This window comes from Psychromonas sp. MME1, from assembly GCF_041080865.1.
Taxonomy (GTDB): Bacteria; Pseudomonadota; Gammaproteobacteria; order Enterobacterales; family Psychromonadaceae; genus Psychromonas.
In genome coordinates, this window is record NZ_CP160906.1 from 1,906,348 (window position 1) to 1,924,952 (window position 18,605).

At 39.8% G+C, this 18,605-nt stretch carries 19 protein-coding genes; 12 read left to right on the plus strand and 7 right to left on the minus strand.

Annotated features, from left to right (window positions below; all coding sequences use genetic code 11):
- Positions 1-14: 14 nt before the first annotated feature.
- The gene (locus tag AB2N10_RS08670; protein ID WP_354624075.1) at positions 15-1,568 is read right to left on the minus strand and encodes a diguanylate cyclase; all 1,554 of its coding nucleotides are present in this window, start codon (positions 1,566-1,568) and stop codon (positions 15-17) included.
- 236 nt (positions 1,569-1,804) lie between these two features.
- On the opposite strand from AB2N10_RS08670, the gene AB2N10_RS08675 reads away from it, so the two are divergent.
- Complete coding sequence (locus AB2N10_RS08675) at positions 1,805-3,109, plus strand: methyl-accepting chemotaxis protein (protein WP_369433706.1); 1,305 nt, start codon at positions 1,805-1,807, stop codon at positions 3,107-3,109.
- An 86-nt stretch (positions 3,110-3,195) separates the two neighbouring features.
- Positions 3,196-3,744 carry a CZB domain-containing protein gene (locus tag AB2N10_RS08680; RefSeq protein WP_369433707.1) on the plus strand — a complete coding sequence of 183 codons (549 nt, stop codon included), beginning with the start codon at positions 3,196-3,198 and terminating at the stop codon, positions 3,742-3,744.
- A gap of 78 nt (positions 3,745-3,822) precedes the next feature.
- On the opposite strand, the gene AB2N10_RS08685 is transcribed toward AB2N10_RS08680, so the two are convergent.
- Together AB2N10_RS08685 and AB2N10_RS08690 are read right to left on the minus strand one after the other, a co-directional pair.
- Positions 3,823-5,022 carry an SAM-dependent methyltransferase gene (locus tag AB2N10_RS08685; RefSeq protein ID WP_369433708.1) on the minus strand — a complete coding sequence of 400 codons (1,200 nt, stop codon included), beginning with the start codon at positions 5,020-5,022 and terminating at the stop codon, positions 3,823-3,825.
- Positions 5,023-5,076: 54 nt separating this feature from the next.
- On the minus strand, positions 5,077-7,398 hold the full coding sequence (locus AB2N10_RS08690; protein WP_354624070.1) for a bacteriohemerythrin: 2,322 nt from the start codon (positions 7,396-7,398) through the stop codon (positions 5,077-5,079).
- A gap of 252 nt (positions 7,399-7,650) precedes the next feature.
- Here AB2N10_RS08690 and AB2N10_RS08695 point away from each other — a divergent pair, with 252 nt between their 5' ends.
- From AB2N10_RS08695 to AB2N10_RS08740, 10 genes are all read left to right on the plus strand, one after another.
- A complete protein-coding gene (locus tag AB2N10_RS08695) occupies positions 7,651-7,986 on the plus strand; it encodes a hypothetical protein (RefSeq protein WP_354624069.1) in 336 nt (111 codons plus the stop codon).
- Between the two features lie 8 nt (positions 7,987-7,994).
- Positions 7,995-8,153: a DUF3012 domain-containing protein gene (locus AB2N10_RS08700; RefSeq protein ID WP_354624068.1), complete on the plus strand. Its 159-nt coding sequence runs from the start codon at positions 7,995-7,997 to the stop codon at positions 8,151-8,153.
- A 282-nt stretch (positions 8,154-8,435) separates the two neighbouring features.
- Positions 8,436-8,972, plus strand: a complete 537-nt coding sequence (locus AB2N10_RS08705) for a flavodoxin (RefSeq protein ID WP_354624067.1) — start codon at positions 8,436-8,438, stop codon at positions 8,970-8,972.
- Positions 8,973-9,029: 57 nt separating this feature from the next.
- Complete coding sequence (gene modA / locus AB2N10_RS08710) at positions 9,030-9,791, plus strand: molybdate ABC transporter substrate-binding protein (RefSeq protein WP_354624065.1); 762 nt, start codon at positions 9,030-9,032, stop codon at positions 9,789-9,791.
- Entirely contained in the window at positions 9,791-10,459 is a 669-nt protein-coding gene (gene modB, locus AB2N10_RS08715; protein WP_354624064.1) for a molybdate ABC transporter permease subunit, read from the plus strand. Before modA ends, modB begins: the two co-directional genes overlap by 1 nt.
- Before the next feature lies 1 nt (position 10,460).
- A complete protein-coding gene (gene modC, locus AB2N10_RS08720; RefSeq protein WP_369433709.1) occupies positions 10,461-11,537 on the plus strand; it encodes a molybdenum ABC transporter ATP-binding protein in 1,077 nt (358 codons plus the stop codon).
- Between the two features lie 54 nt (positions 11,538-11,591).
- A complete protein-coding gene (locus tag AB2N10_RS08725; protein WP_354624062.1) occupies positions 11,592-12,215 on the plus strand; it encodes a nitrogen fixation protein NifQ in 624 nt (207 codons plus the stop codon).
- 30 nt (positions 12,216-12,245) lie between these two features.
- Positions 12,246-12,536, plus strand: a complete 291-nt coding sequence (gene cowN / locus AB2N10_RS08730; RefSeq protein WP_354624061.1) for a N(2)-fixation sustaining protein CowN — start codon at positions 12,246-12,248, stop codon at positions 12,534-12,536.
- A 375-nt stretch (positions 12,537-12,911) separates the two neighbouring features.
- The gene (locus tag AB2N10_RS08735; RefSeq protein WP_354624059.1) at positions 12,912-13,280 is read left to right on the plus strand and encodes a 2Fe-2S iron-sulfur cluster binding domain-containing protein; all 369 of its coding nucleotides are present in this window, start codon (positions 12,912-12,914) and stop codon (positions 13,278-13,280) included.
- A 208-nt stretch (positions 13,281-13,488) separates the two neighbouring features.
- The gene (locus tag AB2N10_RS08740) at positions 13,489-14,676 is read left to right on the plus strand and encodes an ATP-grasp domain-containing protein (RefSeq protein ID WP_354624058.1); all 1,188 of its coding nucleotides are present in this window, start codon (positions 13,489-13,491) and stop codon (positions 14,674-14,676) included.
- Positions 14,677-14,893: 217 nt separating this feature from the next.
- On the opposite strand, the gene nifM is transcribed toward AB2N10_RS08740, so the two are convergent.
- From nifM to nifS, 4 genes are read right to left on the minus strand one after another with little or no spacing between them, the layout of a single operon-like run.
- The gene (nifM, locus tag AB2N10_RS08745) at positions 14,894-15,754 is read right to left on the minus strand and encodes a nitrogen fixation protein NifM (protein WP_354624057.1); all 861 of its coding nucleotides are present in this window, start codon (positions 15,752-15,754) and stop codon (positions 14,894-14,896) included.
- A complete protein-coding gene (locus AB2N10_RS08750; protein WP_354624056.1) occupies positions 15,739-16,248 on the minus strand; it encodes a nitrogen fixation protein NifZ in 510 nt (169 codons plus the stop codon). Before AB2N10_RS08750 ends, nifM begins: the two co-directional genes overlap by 16 nt.
- Before the next feature lie 14 nt (positions 16,249-16,262).
- Positions 16,263-17,381 carry a homocitrate synthase gene (gene nifV, locus AB2N10_RS08755; protein WP_354624055.1) on the minus strand — a complete coding sequence of 373 codons (1,119 nt, stop codon included), beginning with the start codon at positions 17,379-17,381 and terminating at the stop codon, positions 16,263-16,265.
- 12 nt (positions 17,382-17,393) lie between these two features.
- A complete protein-coding gene (nifS, locus tag AB2N10_RS08760; RefSeq protein ID WP_354624054.1) occupies positions 17,394-18,596 on the minus strand; it encodes a cysteine desulfurase NifS in 1,203 nt (400 codons plus the stop codon).
- Positions 18,597-18,605 lie beyond the last annotated feature (9 nt).

The window sequence follows — 18,605 nt, forward strand, 5'->3', positions numbered from 1 at the left end:
TAGTAGAGACGCGATTAGCCATCGAAGATAACACGGTTTTTACCCTCACATTTAGCCCGATAGAGTGCTGCATCCGCCTTTTCCAGTAAAGTATCGCCACTTTCCTCTTCTTTTTTATAGGCGACACCGACACTCACTGTACTGATCAACCCTTTCTCACGCCATTCAAATAAGGCAACACCTTGGCGAAACTCTTCTAACAAAAGATGAATTTTATTTCTGTCATTGATATTAAAAATCATCACAAACTCTTCGCCACCGTAACGACAAAACCAACCATACTCATAAAATAGAGATTGAGCCAATTTACACACTTTGAATAGCACGACATCTCCGACTTGGTGTCCATAGGTATCGTTCACTGTTTTAAAGTTATCTAAATCAAACATAACCAAGTAAAGTGGTTGCTGCTTACCTAGTTGAGCATGCAGCAGTTCATCAAAAAAACGTCGGTTATAAACACCCGTTAGCGGATCCAATAGTGTTTGCTGACGAATATGATTAAATTCACTAGTTGTCGCTGATAACTCACCATAAACAGGCATTAATTCTGGGATTAACTCCGAGGGTGACGAAGCCAAACCATCTCGACTCGCGCGAATGTGGTGAACTATTTCATTTACCATTCGCCGAAAATAGCGATAGCCAATCAAAGCCACAATCAAATAACAGATCGACGTTACGCCAACCACCAACATAATATTACTTGATACACGAGCAAATATTTTATGGATATTAATAGTCGGCAAAATAGTTAGTAGTATACCGTATTTTGGATCATGTTGATGATAGGCGATAAGTTGCTGCGTTCTATGATCCTCAAAAATACCACTATCACCTTGTATTTTGGACAGCCAATCTATTTCCTGCATATCCTTAAAAATAAGACTTTTATCTGGGTGTGCAAGTATCACTCCCTGTGCAGAGAGTAACATTTGATAGCCATGCTCAACACGCATATGAGAGCTGTTAAGTACTTTATCCAAGGGTTGTAACTTGGTATCAATGGCAAGAACGCCTACTTGTTTATTACCTGGCGCTAAAACTGCGCGAGCAAGCGTAACGATTAGCTCGTTACTTCCATAATTCATATAGGGTTCAGTCCAAACAACATGGTCTGGATTTTCACTAGCAAGTGTATACCAAGACCTAACCGTGGGATTGTAATTAATTAATGTTGATTCTGGTGGGGCAGGGTAAATGAGATAGTGACTCTGTTCATTGGCAAAATAGATGTTATTTAGCCCCATCAGATTTAAATATACTTGCCAATCCCGCTGGTATTGCTGTTTATGTAAAATATTAGCGCCAGCTAAATCTCGATAATCAACTCTTTTATATATTCGCTCAAAATTCTCCTCCAATGTATTAATATAGGGAGCGAGTACTGAGTGGTAGAGCTGATCATTCTGGCTAATAAGGTTTTCTTTATGTTCAAATAAAATTTCATGCTTCATATGCAGATAATAAATACTAGCAAGTATCAACATAGGAATAAAAAGCAAAACTAGTCCTAACCAAGTACGGGTAAGTAATGACCACTTTTTCCTACGTCTGTTTTTGAGCATATCACCTCTTTTTAATCAAAATAGAAAACAGCTGACTATAATGCAATTGGTATAATATTAGAATATATATAAATTTTATTGATAACGTAAAGGATATTTCCCCCCATATTAACAACAAATCTAAAATATTCCTGTATTTATTAATGATGCTCCCATTTTTAAAAAAATGAAATTCTACTTTTAAAACATCCTCTTTATTATAAGACTTATCAAAGACCGTCAAAAAGGCTTACTGAATGAGTAATAATGAAAAAAAATTTTCTGAAGGCGCTAGCCTTATTTCCATCACCAATTTACAAGGCATAATACAATACTGTAATAAAGATTTTATCGATATCAGTGGTTACTCTGAAAAAGAGCTGATTGGCTTTAATCATAATATGATTCGCCACCCTGATATGCCTAAGGCTGCATTTGCCGATTTATGGGCCACCATTAAAAATAATGAAGCGTGGCAAGGCATTGTCAAAAATCGCTGTAAAAATGGCGATTATTACTGGGTAAATGCCTATGTCACGCCCGTTTTTCAAGACGGCAAAAAAGTGGCTTATCAATCGGTCAGAAGCTGCCCTAGTCGAGATGAAATAACAAAAGCAGAAGCGTTATATGCAACCTTAAACACATCTCCTAATGCAACCATCCCCAAACCAAGCTTCATCAAAAGACTCTCACTAAAAAAACAGATAAACAGCCTACTAGCATTAACACTTATGGTGACGCTTTTTAATACATGGAATAGCGATGCACTATTAGACTTTAACCTCCCTTTTATAACCATGTTATTGTTTATCTTCGCTTCATTTTCGACCCTCTACTGGACTATTAACCATAAAGTGCTTACCCCTCTTGAGGAGATAATTGAAAAAATAAAACGTATTTCAGGTGGCGACTTAACGGAGAACATTACAAGTCACCGGCAAGATGAAATAGGTAACACCTTGATGTCGATTAAGCTTTTACAATGCAGACTAAAAGCGGTCATTGGCAGGTTCAATGAATCAACTCAAGAACTGACGCTTGCGATTGATGTTCTCTCTGATACTGGCTATCAAACCAAAACCAATATGAGCCGTCAACATGCTGAAATTGACTTGGTTGCAACGGCAATGCATGAGATGAGTGCAACCGTTGCTGAAATAGCTCAAAATACAACATTAACCTCTGAATTAGCGGCTACAGCAGACACAACCGCGCAGCAAGGGAAAGTACTGGTCGAATCTTCTCGTAATACCACTAAAGATTTAGCACAAAATATTTCACATGTATCCGTGACGGTTAACACCTTAGCCCAAGAGTGTGAGCGCATTAAACATATCACAGAAACGATCAGTGCAATTGCTAACCAAACCAATTTATTAGCATTAAATGCAGCGATAGAAGCCGCACGAGCAGGCGAGTTAGGACGAGGTTTCGCAGTTGTTGCCGACGAAGTAAGGGTACTCGCATCGAGAACGCAACAGGCAACCGTTGAAATTAAAGATATGATTGAAACGCTATATACCGGTAGCCGAACTGCGGTGACAACCATGAACAAGGTTTAATCAGTGTTAATGAATCCGTCGATAAAATCCAACAAACCGAAGATTCGTTTAATCAAATCGCCAGTGCTGTCATTAATGTAAATGACATGAACACACAAATTGCAACGGCAGCTGAAGAGCAATCTTGTGTTGCCGAAGAGATGAATGCCAATGTTCAGTCTATTAGTAATCAGTCCTATAAAACAACCAATGATATAGAACAACTAGAACATAAAATAATGACATTAACAGATATGGCCACCGCTCTGAAACTCCAGTTACAACAATATAATACGGGTGAATCGGCCGTTACTTTTGACTTTGAAGGAGCCAAAAATGCCCATCTTGCATGGAAAGATAAGGTTAGAAAATTTTTACAAGGAGATAGTAGCATCATAACCAAAGCGCAAGCATGCTCCCATAAAGAGTGCCAGTTGGGTAAGTGGTATTACAGTGATGGCATGGAAAAATACAAAAATTCAATAGAATTTAAAAAAATAGAAGCGCCACACACAAGGTTGCATCAAATAATAAAAGAAATAATTGAGTTACATGAAGTCGGTAAATTACATGAAGCTGATTCGTTGTATTCAGAGCTAAGTAGCGCGTCCGATGAAATCGTTCTCCTATTAGATAAAACTCAACACTCTCTATAAAAATAGCGCGGCTATAACAAGCAACAAAATAGGATCTTGTAAACATCCTATTTTGTTGCAGCTATCTCATAGCAATCCCTAGCCTTTTCCACTCTCGTTCAGCAAGGTTTCCAAACAATGTTCTTTGATATTGTAGTAGGCTTTAATGTCTGCTATTTGCGCAACTATTTCACTATTTACCTTGCTGTTTTTTTGCGATTTTTTAACAGCCAAGATCATTTTATTTTTATTGGTATGTTCAAGGCTAATGAATTCAAATACCTTAGTTGTATAACCGTGTGCTTCTAAAAATAAGGCACGCAGTGAATCTGTCACCATCTCCGCTTGTTGCCCCATGTGCACACCATATTGTAACATCGGCTTAAATAGTTCAGGACTTTGCATCTGTGGACGAATTTGCTTATGACAGCAAGGCGAGCACATGATAATAGCGGCATTAGCACGAATCCCGTAATGAATCGCATAATCTGTGGCAATATCACAGGCATGTAAAGCTATCATTACATCGGTATGTTTAGGGGCGTGTGTTTTTACATCCCCACAGACGAAAGATAAGCCTTGATGATCTAAGGTTAACGCTGTTTTATTACATAAATCGGCGAGGCCTTGGCGAAGTTCCACCCCAGTCACTTGTGCATCATTGTGTAACGTATGGCGTAAGTAATCGTGAATAGCAAAGGTTAAATAGCCTTTACCCGAACCAAAATCGACAACATTAATCCCTTCGTTTTTGGCAAGCGGTGACGTTTCTAAAGCTTGACTAAAAACTTCGATAAATTTATTAATTTGTTTCCATTTACGCGACATTGCAGGTATCAACTTACACTGCTTATCGGTTACACCGAGTTGCTGTAGAAATGGGCGGTTAATATCCACAAAACGATGCTTTTCACGGTCATGCAACTGCCCGTTTTTATCATTTATTTTGCTTTTGTGCTTAGTAATATGCGCTTTGCCTTTTTTACTTATATCGAGCTGAATGTCCATGGAAGATGTCGATAAATAGGCACTTTTAAAATCACTCTCTAATAAAGAGTTAATTAACCCAATAGCTTCATCGCTACTGTGATTCTTTGTAATATGATTGGTTTGATGCTGATAAAGAAATGAAAATACGGGTTTATTTTGTAATAAAATCGGTTTAATGGTAATACGCTGCAGGCTTTTATCGGCACCTCTGTATTTACTTAATACCATTTTCTTTAGACTATGACTTGCACAACTTTCAACGAGTAAAAGATTAAATTCATGGAGAGAGTTAGCGGCACTGTGAGTCATAGCTATTTCCGTAAAAGGTCAAAGAACAAAAATAGCGAGATTATAGCAGCTCTATCACTGTAATGTTGAATAATAGTGTACGAATTGTTGTTTTTTATTACTTAACAAATAGGCTTCAAAATCATTAATTGTAAGGGGTTTACTATACAAATATCCCTGATAGGATAAACACCCATTAGCGTATAGATAATTTCTTTGTTCGATAGTTTCAACCCCCTCTGCAATCACATCAAGTCCTAAGGCGCTAGCCATCAGAATTATCGTTTTAACAATCGATTGATCATTTATATTAGATTGTAACTCAGTAATAAATGAACGATCTATTTTTAAACGATTCAAAGGTAAACGTTTCAGATACTGAAGCGATGAGTATCCTGTCCCGAAATCATCTAAAGCAAATTTAATCCCCAACGCTTTTAGTTCCTGCATATTGTCAATAATTAGCTCCATATCATCAATAAGTATGCTTTCTGTCAGCTCAATTTTAAGTTGCCCTTGACCGATACCATAGGTATCAACGAGCTGTTTTACCTGCCCAACAAAGTTGGCCTGACGGAATTGTTTATAACTAACGTTAACAGCGAGTGTGAGATGACGGGTGTGGTCATTTTGTTGCCATCGTTGTAGCTGTTGACAAGCGGTTTCTAGCACCCATTCTCCAATCGGAATGATTAGCCCCTTTTTTTCGGCCATGGGAATAAAATTATCAGGGCTAATTAATCCCTCAATAGGATCATGCCAACGAATAAGAGCTTCAGCTCCGATTACTTGATCAAGGTCATCCATCTGCGGTTGATAATAAAGCTCAAATTGCTGCTCTTTAATTGCATTGCGAAGTTTTCTCTCAAGGTTAAAACGATTCGTTATTAACTGTTGCAATTGCGGTTCGTAAAAATACGCTGAATTTTTTCCTAATCGTTTGGCTTGATACATAGCAATATCAGCAAATTGCATTAGTTGTGAAACAGAAGTGGAACTATCATTAAAGAGCGTCACACCGATACTGGCACTACTATTAAATTGCTGTTTATGAATTTTGTATGGAATGGAGAGCGCACCGACAATTTTTTGCACGACAAGGCCAGCCTTTTCTATCGCTCGCGCTTCTATTTCATCTAATCCAGATAAAACAAAAACGAATTCATCGCCACCAATACGGGCAAGGGTATCCCCTTTACGAGTCAGCTGCTTGATACGTGTTGCCGCCTGTTGCAAGAGAATATCACCATAATCATGGCCGTAACTATCGTTCACTGTTTTGAAATCATCAAGATCGATAAAGAAAAGCGCATTATAATTTTTATTGCGCTCACTCTGCGCAATTAACTGATGTAGTCTATCCATCAGTAAACGGCGATTAGGTAAACTAGTAAGTGAATCATAGTAAGCAAGACGGGTGATTTTTTCTTCACTTGCTTTACGCTCAGTAATATCTTGTATAAAACCAGAAATTCGATCTACTGTCCCATCCGTTTGATATTTCAATTTACCGTTCGATGATATCCAACGCACGGCACCATCGCTAGGACGAATAATTTGATATTCGACACGGTGCTCCTTAGCTGTTTCAAAACACCTCTCAATAGAACTTAAAAAGGGTTGTTGAAACTCTTCCTTCATAATACTAAAAAGCGCTTCTTGGCTAGGGACTATCTCAGCTGTAAAGCCAAATAAATGTAAAATTTCAGAAGACCAATCATATTCAATGGTATTATCTTTATAACGTAGAAACCAACGACCAATCTGAGCGTAGTCCATTGCATTATGGAGACGACGTTCGCTCTTTGAGAGTTTATTAAGCGCCACATTTTTTGCTTTAATTTCGCGCATCATCCTCATCGTATTCACCGAGAGATTCTTATAGGAAGATAAAATCACATTAAGCGTATCTTTTGCCGTTAGATGTATTTGCTCTTCCGCCCACCTATTGGCTTCTTGCAAAGACTGACCAGATTTTACGGCGGTCACGAGAAATGCCATATGCTTATCATTCTCTAAAATATGCAATACAAGCCAACTGGTTAAAAAAGAGAACAACTCCTCAAGCCATTCATCTTCAGATAATGTGCCAAGTTCCGCTTTCAATGCATTGATACGCGAAATAAATTGGTTATGACTATCTCGGTGTTGCTGGATGTGGATAGAGTCAAGTAAGTGCTCACTCCAATATTTATCCTCAGTCTTAAAGTGATAGACAGCATAATCCAATAATTCATTGATGAATGTTTCTGGGGAAACCTGCAAGCGCTGCAACGTAATAATATTGGCAACCTTATTGAGCAACTCGACCAGTTTTTTGTGCTGATGGTCGATCTTGTCGATTCCAATATTGAAGTTATCACTCCAAGGAAAGATATCCACGTGCTGATCGATCATTTTATAACATCCTTTGTATTTATACGGTGATTAATATGAGTGCAGTCGAGTAAGGATATGATGCATTTCCCTAACACCAAGCCTCACAAAAAACTAACTTTAACACACATAACACATCAAGTAATTGCATTTTAAGTGGCTAATTTTCACTCGCGTCATGTTAATATGAATTTAATCAATAAAATTAAACAATTACCTTAATGAGTAAGAAAGGCGATAAAATAAACTTGTTATTTGTAGTAGGAAGAATCAATGAGTAAACCATTAAAAGCGCTATTACTATCAGCATTAATATATCCAGGCGCGGGACATTTTTTTATCAGAAGCTATAAAACATGCCTTGCTTTGGTCACACTTTTTTCAATATCGCTTTTTTTTGTCATTACAGATATTGTTAATCAAGCTAATATCATTATTGAAAGAATTATCAAAGGAGAGATACCATTAAATCAGGAAACCATCAATGAATCGATATTAGCATTGAGTTCTACAGAACAACAGAATGCAAATATACACCTTTATTTAATGTTAATAATCTGGATTGCCGCCATTGTCGATGTGTATCGAATAGCCAGAAAAAATAATTAGGAAATCAAATGCATAAATTTATTAGTTTATCTTTTCTCATTATCTTTATTAGCGCTTGCTCACCTAAAGTAGGTAGTGAAGCATGGTGCACCTATATGAAAGAGAAACCTAAGGGGGATTGGACACTTAATGAAACGAGTGATTTCACTAAAAACTGTATATTATAAACGATACTTAAATTCTGTAATGCTTATTCTCATTACAGAATAATTTTCATTATTGAAACGCGTCACGCCCCTATTCCACAACACTCAAAATCGCCTCTCATTTTTGTTATAACCCATACAATTGTACCTCTTGTCTTAAATCCAACAATATAAAACCACTTTTAAAAAAAATTAAACAATAAAAATCAATAACTTAATTAAACAAAAAATCTCACTGAGTAAGGCATGTATTGTGCACCTAATGCAAATATGAATCAGTTTTAATTTATTAGGAGAAGTGAAATGGCTAAAACAGGAATTATATTTGGAACCGATACGGGGAAAACACGCAAAGTTGCAAAACTTATCTACAGCAAACTTGATGATGCAAGTGTAGGTAAACCTATCAATATTAATCGCTGCACCGTCGATGAGCTACTTGCATACGATAACCTCATCATTGGCACGCCGACTCTCGGTGAAGGCGCCCTACCGGGATTATCTGTTGATTGTGAAAGTGAAAGCTGGGAAGAGATTGCAGCAGAACTTGAAGAAGCGGATTTTACTGGGAAAACCATTGCATTATTTGGTCTTGGAGATCAAGAAGGTTACCCCGATGAATTTGTTGATGCTCTGGGTGAGCTATACGATATCTTTTCAGGTTCAGGCGCGACCATCATCGGTCGTTGGCCTAGTGATGGTTATCAATTTAATAACTCAACGGCGCTTGATGGCGATGAATTTGTGGGTTTAGTACTTGATTTAGATAATCAGGCAGAGTTAACCGATAACCGTATTAGCGAATGGTTAGCGATAATCAAACCTGAGCTTGGTTTATAAGCGTACACCTGCATATGGCGCTTATTCAAAAAGCGCCCTTCATTTAGGTTTAAACATATGAAAATATTTAATAAAAAAACAATTTGTGCCTTGATATTTTCTCTCTTTAGCCACTATACCCTCGCACAACAAGTGATGATTGCGGTCGCTGGAAATTTCTATAAACCATTACAAGAAATAGCCGCTAAATTTGAACAACAAAGTGGCCATAAAGCATTATTGTCGGTAGGCTCAACGGGGAAACTCTATGCTCAAATTGTTAACGGCGCCCCCTTTGATATTTTTATCGCAGCAGATCAATTAAGACCCGCCAAATTAGCAGAGCAACATTTAGCACTCAAAGAAACGCAATTTACCTATGCGCAAGGACAACTGGTACTTTGGTCAAAAGATCCAAAACAGATTGATATTCAGGGTAAAATATTAAGCACCAATGAACTGAACCATTTGGCTATTGCTAATCCGAAAACGGCCCCCTATGGTGCAGCAGCGATAACCGTATTAAAAAATATGGGGCTTTATGAACAATTAACCCCTAAATTAGTACTAGGGCAAAATGTAGGGCAAAGTTTTCAACAAATCAGTTCCGGTGCAGTAAAACAAGGCATCATCGCCCTATCGCAGATACTAGATAACGGAAAAATAATAGGGGGTTCAAGTTGGATAATACCAACTTCTCTTTATTCGCTTATTAAACAAGATGCGATTGTGCTTAACAAAGGTAAGCAAAATAGTGCTGCCATTGCGTTTTTAGATTTCCTAAAAAGCCCTGTATGCCTAGAGATTATTCGCTCCTACGGCTATAAGGTTGGTGCTTAATGGCTGATTTATCAGTGATTTGGCTAACCTTTAAACTAGCAACTATCGTTACCTTTATTCTATTATTGTTAGCTACACCATTGGCTTGGTGGTTATCACAAACAAGCTCAAAATTAAAACCCGTTATTGGCGCACTCTTTGCGCTGCCATTAGTGTTGCCGCCAACGGTTTTAGGGTTTTATCTGCTCCTGTTACTGGGTGCTAATGGTCCTATTGGTCAACTCGCCGCATTCTTAAATCTAGGCCCGTTACCCTTTAGTTTTGCAGGCATTGCGATTGCCTGTGCAGTTCACTCCCTGCCCTTTGTCGTACAACCACTACAAAATGCCTTTGAAGCCTTTGGTAAACGCCCTTTAGAAGTGGCTGCAACGCTGCGTTCAAGTCCCATGACAACCTTTTTTAGCGTCGCTGTGCCACTCGCTAAACCAGGCTTTTTCACTGCCGCGATAATGGGCTTTTGTCATACCATCGGTGAGTTTGGTGTGGTGTTAATGATTGGCGGTAATATTCCCGGTAAAACGCGCGTTTTATCCATCGAAATTTATAACCACGTTGAGGCAATGGAATATACCCAAGCACACTGGCTCGCAGGTGGCATGATGCTGGTTTCATTTATCGCATTACTGCTGATTTATTGGCTTAATTATCAATCACAATCAAGGCGCTAACATGAATAAAATTAATGCCCATTTTATGGTTGATCGTGACAACTTTAAACTGGATGTCAAACTACAGTTATCAGGACAGGGGGTATGTGCCCTTTTTGGTGCATCGGGCTCAGGAAAGACCACCTGCCTTCGCGCCATGGCGGGGCTTGAAAAATTACCTAATAGTTATTTTTCATTGGGTAATACTGTTTGGCAGGATTCTAGCCGCAATCTATTCGTACCTGCCCATAAGCGTAATATCGGTTACGTTTTTCAAGAAGCGAGCCTCTTTGCGCATCTCAATGTACGCGACAATATCAATTTTGCACTTAAGCATATTGCGCCAAATAAACGTAAAGTCGATTTTACTCAGATCTGTGAACTCCTTGCTATTAGTAATTTATTAGATCGCCCAACCAGTGCATTATCGGGCGGAGAACGGCAGCGTGTCGCTATCGCTAGAGCATTACTCAGCTCACCTGAACTATTGTTAATGGATGAACCATTATCCGCTTTGGATAATGGCTTAAAACAGGAAGTTCTGCCCTATCTACAGCAATTACAACAATCGCTATCCATTCCCATTATCTATGTCAGCCACTCGCCCGATGAAGTCGCACAGTTGGCCGATGACATTGTTATTATCGAACAAGGGCATGTGGTTAAACAGGGCCATTTACAAGACGTCATGCTCGACCTCAGCAATGGCGCAATATTTAACGATGGTGGCAGTAGTTTACTCAATGCACAAATCATTGCGCAACATGATGATTACCTAACCCAATTAGCCGTTGGCTCGGTGAATTTATTCGTTGCACAAATAGATAAACCGGTACTCAGTCAACTTCGTATTCGCATCTATGCGCGTGATGTTAGCATCTGTTTGAGCCAACCTTGCGATAGCTCGATTATTAATTTGCTCAAGGCAAAAGTGATCCACATCGTTGAGAAAAAGCCGCCAGGAGAGTGCACCATTACCTTGCAGCTATCAGAACAACACTCTATTTTGGCTGCGATCACCTATGCATCAAAGCAACGTTTGAATTTAAAAGTTGGCGATGCCGTCTGGGCACAAATAAAAGCTGTGGTTATTTTATGACGCGACTTGCAGCACTGTTTTACCTAATAGAACAAAAATTAATAGAGGTGATATATGCAAAAAAATGCCAATTACGATGAATATAGACATATCGGGGAGAGACCTATTATTTTCCCCTTTAGCTGTAGTGTCGACCTGTCTGCACTTAACCAAATATTTTTCAAACAAATCATCTCTGCACAGCTCACAGGGAAAGCTGCATTGCCGCATGGCCTTGGACTTGATAGTGCCAGTTATAATGAAATAGTAAAAAAACTTAACTGCACTGAGATTAATGCCTTAGAGATACAGTGGCAAAAGTCAGAACGGAGCATCATCCATCAACGCGCAGAAATACAGGAAGAGTTATTGGGACTAAGGGGAGAAGAACGTAATGAGTTGGTAAATTTATTAGCAAATGACGCAAACCAAGAGATTAGTGATGCTATGCAAATAGCCATTATCGTTGCCACGGCGTGCTTAACTTCATTCCACTTATGGAGCAGCTTAGGTTTACAGGATCGCGCACAGCTTGGCTCTCTACTGAAATATAACTTCCCAGCACTACATGCCAAAAATAAAAATAATATGCGTTGGAAACGCTTTTTCTATCGCTGTTTATGTGAGCAAGGAGGCGATTACATCTGCAAGGCGCCGACCTGTGAAGCATGCCGCTCTTATGCTGAATGTTTTGCATAATAATCAGTTACGCTACGACAAGGAGTTAAAATGAACAATCATGAAACAGAAGCAGATCGTTATCACTCATTCTGTGGCATTCAATGTGATAGCAATGCCAATCAGCTGATTGCTATGTTAGAAAAAAATATCAGGGAGGGTAAGGGAGATAAGCAGTGGCAGCACTACTTTACCATCAAAAGAGCAGTACAAATAAAATTAAAACACGATAATTTACACTTTATCGGTAATCAAACGAATACATTATATGAGTACTTTGAACAGTGCCAAGATGAGACTGCCATGCAGTTACTCTACCAAATAGAACAAGAATGCTGTTAATTTTCCTAGCTCACACCACTAAATTAAATGTACCTGTAATAACACGACAAAATTGTTAACAATAAAGCACTTTGTCGTCTTTATCATAATAGAATGTATCGAGTAACAAGCGATGGCGGTTATTGCAATAAATTGTCGACTAATGGATGTAAAAAAAAACAGCAGACAAAAAACATAACAACATGATATTAAAAAGAAAAACCACACCAGCAAAAAAGAAAACCCGCTCAAAAAAACACTTATGCAGATCAATAATTTTACTTCCTTATGGCTTATGAATTGCAAATCTCCTCTCTATCAATTGACTTAACTCATTTCACTGAGAAAGATGACATTGATACTGCGCAATTATTCATAATAAAAAGGAAACATAATATGGCTACAGTCTACTTTTCATCCCCCATCATGCGTAAAAATAAAAAAGTGACCCCCATTGTCGGTAAACGCGATGCTCTACTTGGGCTTGCTGAAGAAAATGGCGTTAACATTCCCCATGAATGTAAAGACGGTCGGTGCGGCTCTTGCTTGGTGGAGGTCACTCACCTTGATGGAGATCATATCAAAGGCGCAATGTTAACCGACAAAGAACGCGAGGGCCTTAAAAATATTGGTAAACTATCTGAAAAGGATGCACAACGCGCATCGGTCGCCGATATGCCACCAAAATTTCGCTTAGCCTGTCAGGCTATTGTCACCGATGAAGATATTTTGGTGAAATTTACTGGTGAACCTGGCGGTGCATAATGGCAACTAATCTTCTATAAAATAGTTAATAAAGCAGGATAGATAACTGTCCTGCTTTTCTCTATAAAATAAACCGAATAATGACATACAAAATAACAATGCAAATGCGCGCATAAAAACAGATTAATTTTTCATTATTAGCTCGACTTATTAACACAACTCTGGCATTTTGCGATCTTTCAATCATGGCGATATTTGGAGATCCGCTGTGTCTAACTGGATTATATTAATTGGTGGTCGTAGCGCCGCTTTAGAAGCGGCATTAGCACTTAACCTAAAGGTCTTATTAATTGCCGAACCGACTACTCCCAAGCGAGTATTGGCCAAGGCAGATCAACATCTTGCTATTTCCTTAAGAGCACCTTTTCAAGAAATTTTATCAAACACACTACCGCTTTTAGCAGATAACCATCCGCTCGCAATCATTGCAGCCACGGAGCAAGGGGTTTTACCCGCGGCACAATTACGTGAATATTTTTCTATTGACGGGCAAGATGTTAACAGTGCCAGAGACGCATTAATTAAATCGAAAATGAAGAAACGCTTTAAACATGCTGGTCTCCCCTGTTGGCCAACGGTCGAGGTAAAAAGTGTTGAACAAGCATTACATATTGCACAACAATATACCTATCCACTAGTAGTAAAAGCGTTAGCCTCTTCAGGTAGCCGTGGGTTTCGCATTATAAAAGATAGAGCGACTCTTCGCCGGGTCGTAACAACAATGCTAGAAAGAGCCGACTACGGCGGTGTTGGCATTGAACCCTTTTGTGATTTAAAAGAGTGCAGTGTCGAATTAATTCTACACAATGGTAATATCATTTTTAGTAATGTAACAAATTACTTGATCGCATCAAAACTGAATTTTTTACCCGCTAAATTCCCCCAAGCGTTGAGCGATAAGTTATTAACACTTTGTCATGATGTTGCCACGACCTTTAATTTTAAACAGGGTATGTTACACATTGAATTTTATTATAGTGACAGTGAATTATGGTTAGGAGAAGTCAATGCAAGGCCACCGGGAGGTGGGCTAATGGAGTTGATTGAACTCGCCTATGATTTTAATCCCTGGGATCTCTTTATTCGCAGCTACCTAAAAGAGCCTTTACAGCGGATTACTCAAACTAAAAAATATTACGCCGCGAACTGGGTCATTCACCCCGGAAAAGGGATCGTTAAAAACATATCGGGTATTGATGATATTGTTAATCATCCCCTTACAAAACATTTTTCACTTAAGTTAAAAGAGGGACAGACAGTATATCGTCGTGAAGGGACAGGCTCATCCGTTGGCAATTTAACTATGTGCTCAAAGGATCATAACAAACTGACTAGAGCGATTTTAACCAGTACGCAAATACTGCAAATTGAGATGGAAAAAGAGCAAAAAATATAAAAGGAGATGCGGACTTATCTCCGCACTCTCTAACACAGATAAAGCATTAATTAATACCAATTCCGGTAAGTATGTGATCTAAATTTTGCGTAGGAAAAACAGCTTAATTCAAGGCGTAATTTGACGTAAATGGTTATTCCCTTTGCGAAAATTACAACGCAGCAGTAAGTTGTTTTAACCAGTAAAATAGATTAGCTATTTATCGGAATTGGTATAACTAGGCGGTAACAAGCAAACTACTCAGCCATTTTCTCTCACACTTTTTACGTCTGTGTGCATTAATTTGCGCCTGAATAATGGGAACGGCATCATCTTGTGATTGACGGCTGGCTGGAATAATTTCATGACAGAGTAAAAGATGGAGGCCGATTTCCGTCTCAACGATGCTACTGATAGTCTCCTCTTGCATCAAAAAAAGCACCTTATCCAATTCAGGATAGAGTTGCCCACGACTCACTGTTCCAATTAAACCATTATTTAATGCCGTCGGACACTCTGACTCACTTAAGGCAATGGTTGCGAATTCTCCGAGATTATTCATTAATTGAGCGCGTATATCCGTTATTTTTAACATCACTGCGGCTCTTCTATTTTCAGGAAATTGATCATTAATAGTGATCAAGATATGACTCGCCTTACGTCGCTCTGGATAGCTAAATTTGTCACTATTATTTTGATAATAATTTATCGCCTCCTGCTCGGTCGCAGCTGGGTAATCTCGACTCTGTGCATCGAGTACCTTTTCGCAAAGTAAATCTTGAGAAATAGCTTGGCGTAATTGTTGTTCACTTAATCCTTGTAGCTGCAGTGACAACTGATAACTTTCTCTGTTGTCAAATTGCTCCTGTAGCGTCTCAACCACAAAGTCCACCTCTTTATCTCGCACTTTGTAATCCTTTGCAACATCGCTTTTCAACACCAAGGTTATTAATTTTTCTGCGGCTTCGGCTTGCTTCTGGATTGTCGCAGAGCTGCTTTCATCAAGCGATTCAGGGCCGACTTGAAATTGATGATAGGCCAATTTAATGCGTTGATAAGGTAAACAAACACGACTATTATTTTTCACATTGGCGCACATGATTTGCTCTCCATCATTAATGTCTGCGTCACCACAGAATCGTTTTCACTAAGCTGTAAAACTGTCTCCGGTATCAACCAAGTGTTTGTCTCTAGTCCATTAGCTCGGCGAAAAGAGACGCGGTACTGCAAAGGCTTTTGCTCACTATCTAATCCTATAACAGTGCCACTATCCCCAGCCATCACCACCACTTCGCCTTTACTTGTTAATGATTTTAACGAAATAATGCTATCACCCCGTTCAAATAGCCGTTCACTCCAAGGCGCTTTGACATCGGCAAGCTCCGATTCTCGACAACCGACGCTCACTCCTTGCTCCATAAAGTGGACTTGATAAATAACCTGATCCTGCAAAAATTTCCCCACTCCTTTTATATACCCCACACTGCCTCGGCGGATCAATAATGTACCGCGATCACTTCCCATAAAAGTGCCGTCATTTCTTATGTTTCTGATAACACGGACTTTGTCACCATAATCAAATTTTGCTTGCATAATCGCTTCCCTTCCTACTCAGTCGTTAATATCGTATCTCTGATGGTCAGTAATTCTTGATCCGATGGGTTTCGCTTACAACGAATAGCAAATTCCTTTACCGCCCCAAGCAAGCGCCCTGCTTGCACTTTATTCAATGTCACGCCAACACCTTCAAATACCGCTAGTACCGCACCTAGCCCAGAATGTTTACCCAAAACTAGCTTATGATTTCGCCCTAGTAGTTGAGGATCAACACCTTGATAATTGCGGATATCCTTAAGCAGGCCATCAACGTGTATTCCCGATTCGTGGGTAAATACTTGCTCACCCACTAAACTTTTTTGCAGCCCAATGGTACGCCCTGCCGCTGCAGAAACTGCTTGGCAAAGCGCAGGCAGACAATCTAAGCGAATTCCAGTCGACTTCCGGTAACATTGCTCTAAAGCGGTCACCACTTCTTCTAATGCTGCATTACCTGCTCGCTCACCCAAACCAACAACCGTGGTATTAGCAAAAGCAGCGCCCGCTTTTATCGCAGCTAAAGTATTGGCCGTTGCTAGACCAAGGTCATCATGACAATGAATTTCAATCTCTAAAGGTTGGGCTTGCGTTAATAAGTTAATTTGTTCATAGGTTGTGAAGGGTTCTAATATCCCCAATGTGTCGGCATAACGTAAACGTCTCGCGCCAGCACGATGTCCGACAATTCCTATTTCAATTAAAAAATGGATATCCGCCCGTGATGCATCTTCGCAGCCAATACACACTTGTAATCCAAGTGAAATAGCATAGTGAATACTTGCCTGCAGACGCTCTAATAGCAGCCTCTTATTACTATGCAGTTTATGCTTAATCATCTGATCAGAGCTGGGAATGGAAATATCTATCCAATCAAGTTGCAGCTCGGCAGCACGTTTAATCTCGGCTTTGTTCAATCGACACCACGCCATCAATGTAGCATCGGGTAATGCTTGGCGAATTGCGGCTATGGTCAAACACTCCTCTTCTCCCATCGCAGGAATGCCCACTTCTAAATGAGTCACACCTGATGCCACCAGCATTTTAGCTAGGTTAACTTTCTCTTGCAGCGTAAAGGAGACACCTGCAGTTTGTTCGCCATCGCGTAGGGTTGTATCGTTTATCGTGACCATAAGTATCACCTTTTAGGCAAATGCGGGTTCAAATGCTTCTATTACCACTGGCTTTCCATCTTGCCAGTAAGGAGACAATAGGCGCAGCTTATCGATAATAGATGGCACCACCTCAATCACTCGGTCGATATCTCGCTCCGTGGTATATCGAGAAAGAGAGAAACGGATAGTGCCATGGGCCGCTGTAAATGGAATGGACATCGCCTGCATCACATGTGAGGGCTCCAATGATCCAGAGGTACAAGCACTGCCACTCGATGCAGCAATACCATATTGATTGAGCAGCATTAAAATAGCTTCACCTTCAACATATTCAAAGGCGATATTCGCCGTATTAGCGGTACGATTATCGGGGTCGCCAGTCACGAAAGCGTGGTCAACGCTGGCTAATATGCCCGTTTCCAACTTATCGCGCAGTGTTCTCACTCGACTATTAATCGTCTCTAGATGCAATTCAGCCTGTTCCGCCGCCACTCCGAATGCCACAATAGCCGCCGTATTCTCAGTGCCAGCGCGGCGTCCACGTTCCTGATGCCCCCCACGTAGCAGTGGGCGATAGCGTACGCCACGACGTACATAAAGTGCCCCTATACCCTTTGGTGCATGGAGTTTATGGCCTGAAAAGGAGAGCATATCAATGCCCGAATCCTGCACTTCAACGGGTACTTTACCAACAGCTTGTACCGCATCGGTATGAAATAAAATCCCTTTCTCTTTTGCCATTGCCGCCATTTCCAAAATAGGAAAGAGTGTCCCCGTTTCATTATTCGCCCACATGACAGTCACTAACGCGGTGTTATCGCCAAGCAATTTTTGATACTGGTCTAAATCTAAGCGCCCTTTTTTATCTACCTTCAACCAATGAATGGTGTATCCCTCAAGGGCAAGTTGTTCACACACTTCCAAGGTGGCTGGATGTTCAACTACGCTGGTGATGATCTCTTTTTTATTGGGATTTGCTTTTAAAGCTGAATAGATTGCCGTTGTCGTTGATTCCGTTGCACAGGAGGTGAAAATCACCTCTGTTTCATGTAAAGCACCAATTAAATCGGCAACTCGGCGACGCGCTATTTTAAGCTGAGCGCCCACTTTATCGCCAAAACTATGGATAGAAGAGGGATTACCAAACTGCTCGGTGAATAGCGGTAACATTGCTTCGAGTGCCATCGCATCCACTTTAGTCGTTGCATTATTATCTAAATAAATTTGTTTCATATTGGCATC

Coding starts and splice junctions, on each gene's coding strand:
- AB2N10_RS08670 (WP_354624075.1), bottom strand. CDS start 1,568: ATGCTCAAAAACAGACGTAGGAAAAAGTGGTCATTACTTACCCGTACT.
- AB2N10_RS08675 (WP_369433706.1), top strand. CDS start 1,805: ATGAGTAATAATGAAAAAAAATTTTCTGAAGGCGCTAGCCTTATTTCC.
- AB2N10_RS08680 (WP_369433707.1), top strand. CDS start 3,196: ATGAACACACAAATTGCAACGGCAGCTGAAGAGCAATCTTGTGTTGCC.
- AB2N10_RS08685 (WP_369433708.1), bottom strand. CDS start 5,022: ATGACTCACAGTGCCGCTAACTCTCTCCATGAATTTAATCTTTTACTC.
- AB2N10_RS08690 (WP_354624070.1), bottom strand. CDS start 7,398: ATGATCGATCAGCACGTGGATATCTTTCCTTGGAGTGATAACTTCAAT.
- AB2N10_RS08695 (WP_354624069.1), top strand. CDS start 7,651: ATGAGTAAACCATTAAAAGCGCTATTACTATCAGCATTAATATATCCA.
- AB2N10_RS08700 (WP_354624068.1), top strand. CDS start 7,995: ATGCATAAATTTATTAGTTTATCTTTTCTCATTATCTTTATTAGCGCT.
- AB2N10_RS08705 (WP_354624067.1), top strand. CDS start 8,436: ATGGCTAAAACAGGAATTATATTTGGAACCGATACGGGGAAAACACGC.
- modA (WP_354624065.1), top strand. CDS start 9,030: ATGAAAATATTTAATAAAAAAACAATTTGTGCCTTGATATTTTCTCTC.
- modB (WP_354624064.1), top strand. CDS start 9,791: ATGGCTGATTTATCAGTGATTTGGCTAACCTTTAAACTAGCAACTATC.
- modC (WP_369433709.1), top strand. CDS start 10,461: ATGAATAAAATTAATGCCCATTTTATGGTTGATCGTGACAACTTTAAA.
- AB2N10_RS08725 (WP_354624062.1), top strand. CDS start 11,592: ATGCAAAAAAATGCCAATTACGATGAATATAGACATATCGGGGAGAGA.
- cowN (WP_354624061.1), top strand. CDS start 12,246: ATGAACAATCATGAAACAGAAGCAGATCGTTATCACTCATTCTGTGGC.
- AB2N10_RS08735 (WP_354624059.1), top strand. CDS start 12,912: ATGGCTACAGTCTACTTTTCATCCCCCATCATGCGTAAAAATAAAAAA.
- nifM (WP_354624057.1), bottom strand. CDS start 15,754: ATGTGCGCCAATGTGAAAAATAATAGTCGTGTTTGTTTACCTTATCAA.
- AB2N10_RS08750 (WP_354624056.1), bottom strand. CDS start 16,248: ATGCAAGCAAAATTTGATTATGGTGACAAAGTCCGTGTTATCAGAAAC.
- nifV (WP_354624055.1), bottom strand. CDS start 17,381: ATGGTCACGATAAACGATACAACCCTACGCGATGGCGAACAAACTGCA.
- nifS (WP_354624054.1), bottom strand. CDS start 18,596: ATGAAACAAATTTATTTAGATAATAATGCAACGACTAAAGTGGATGCG.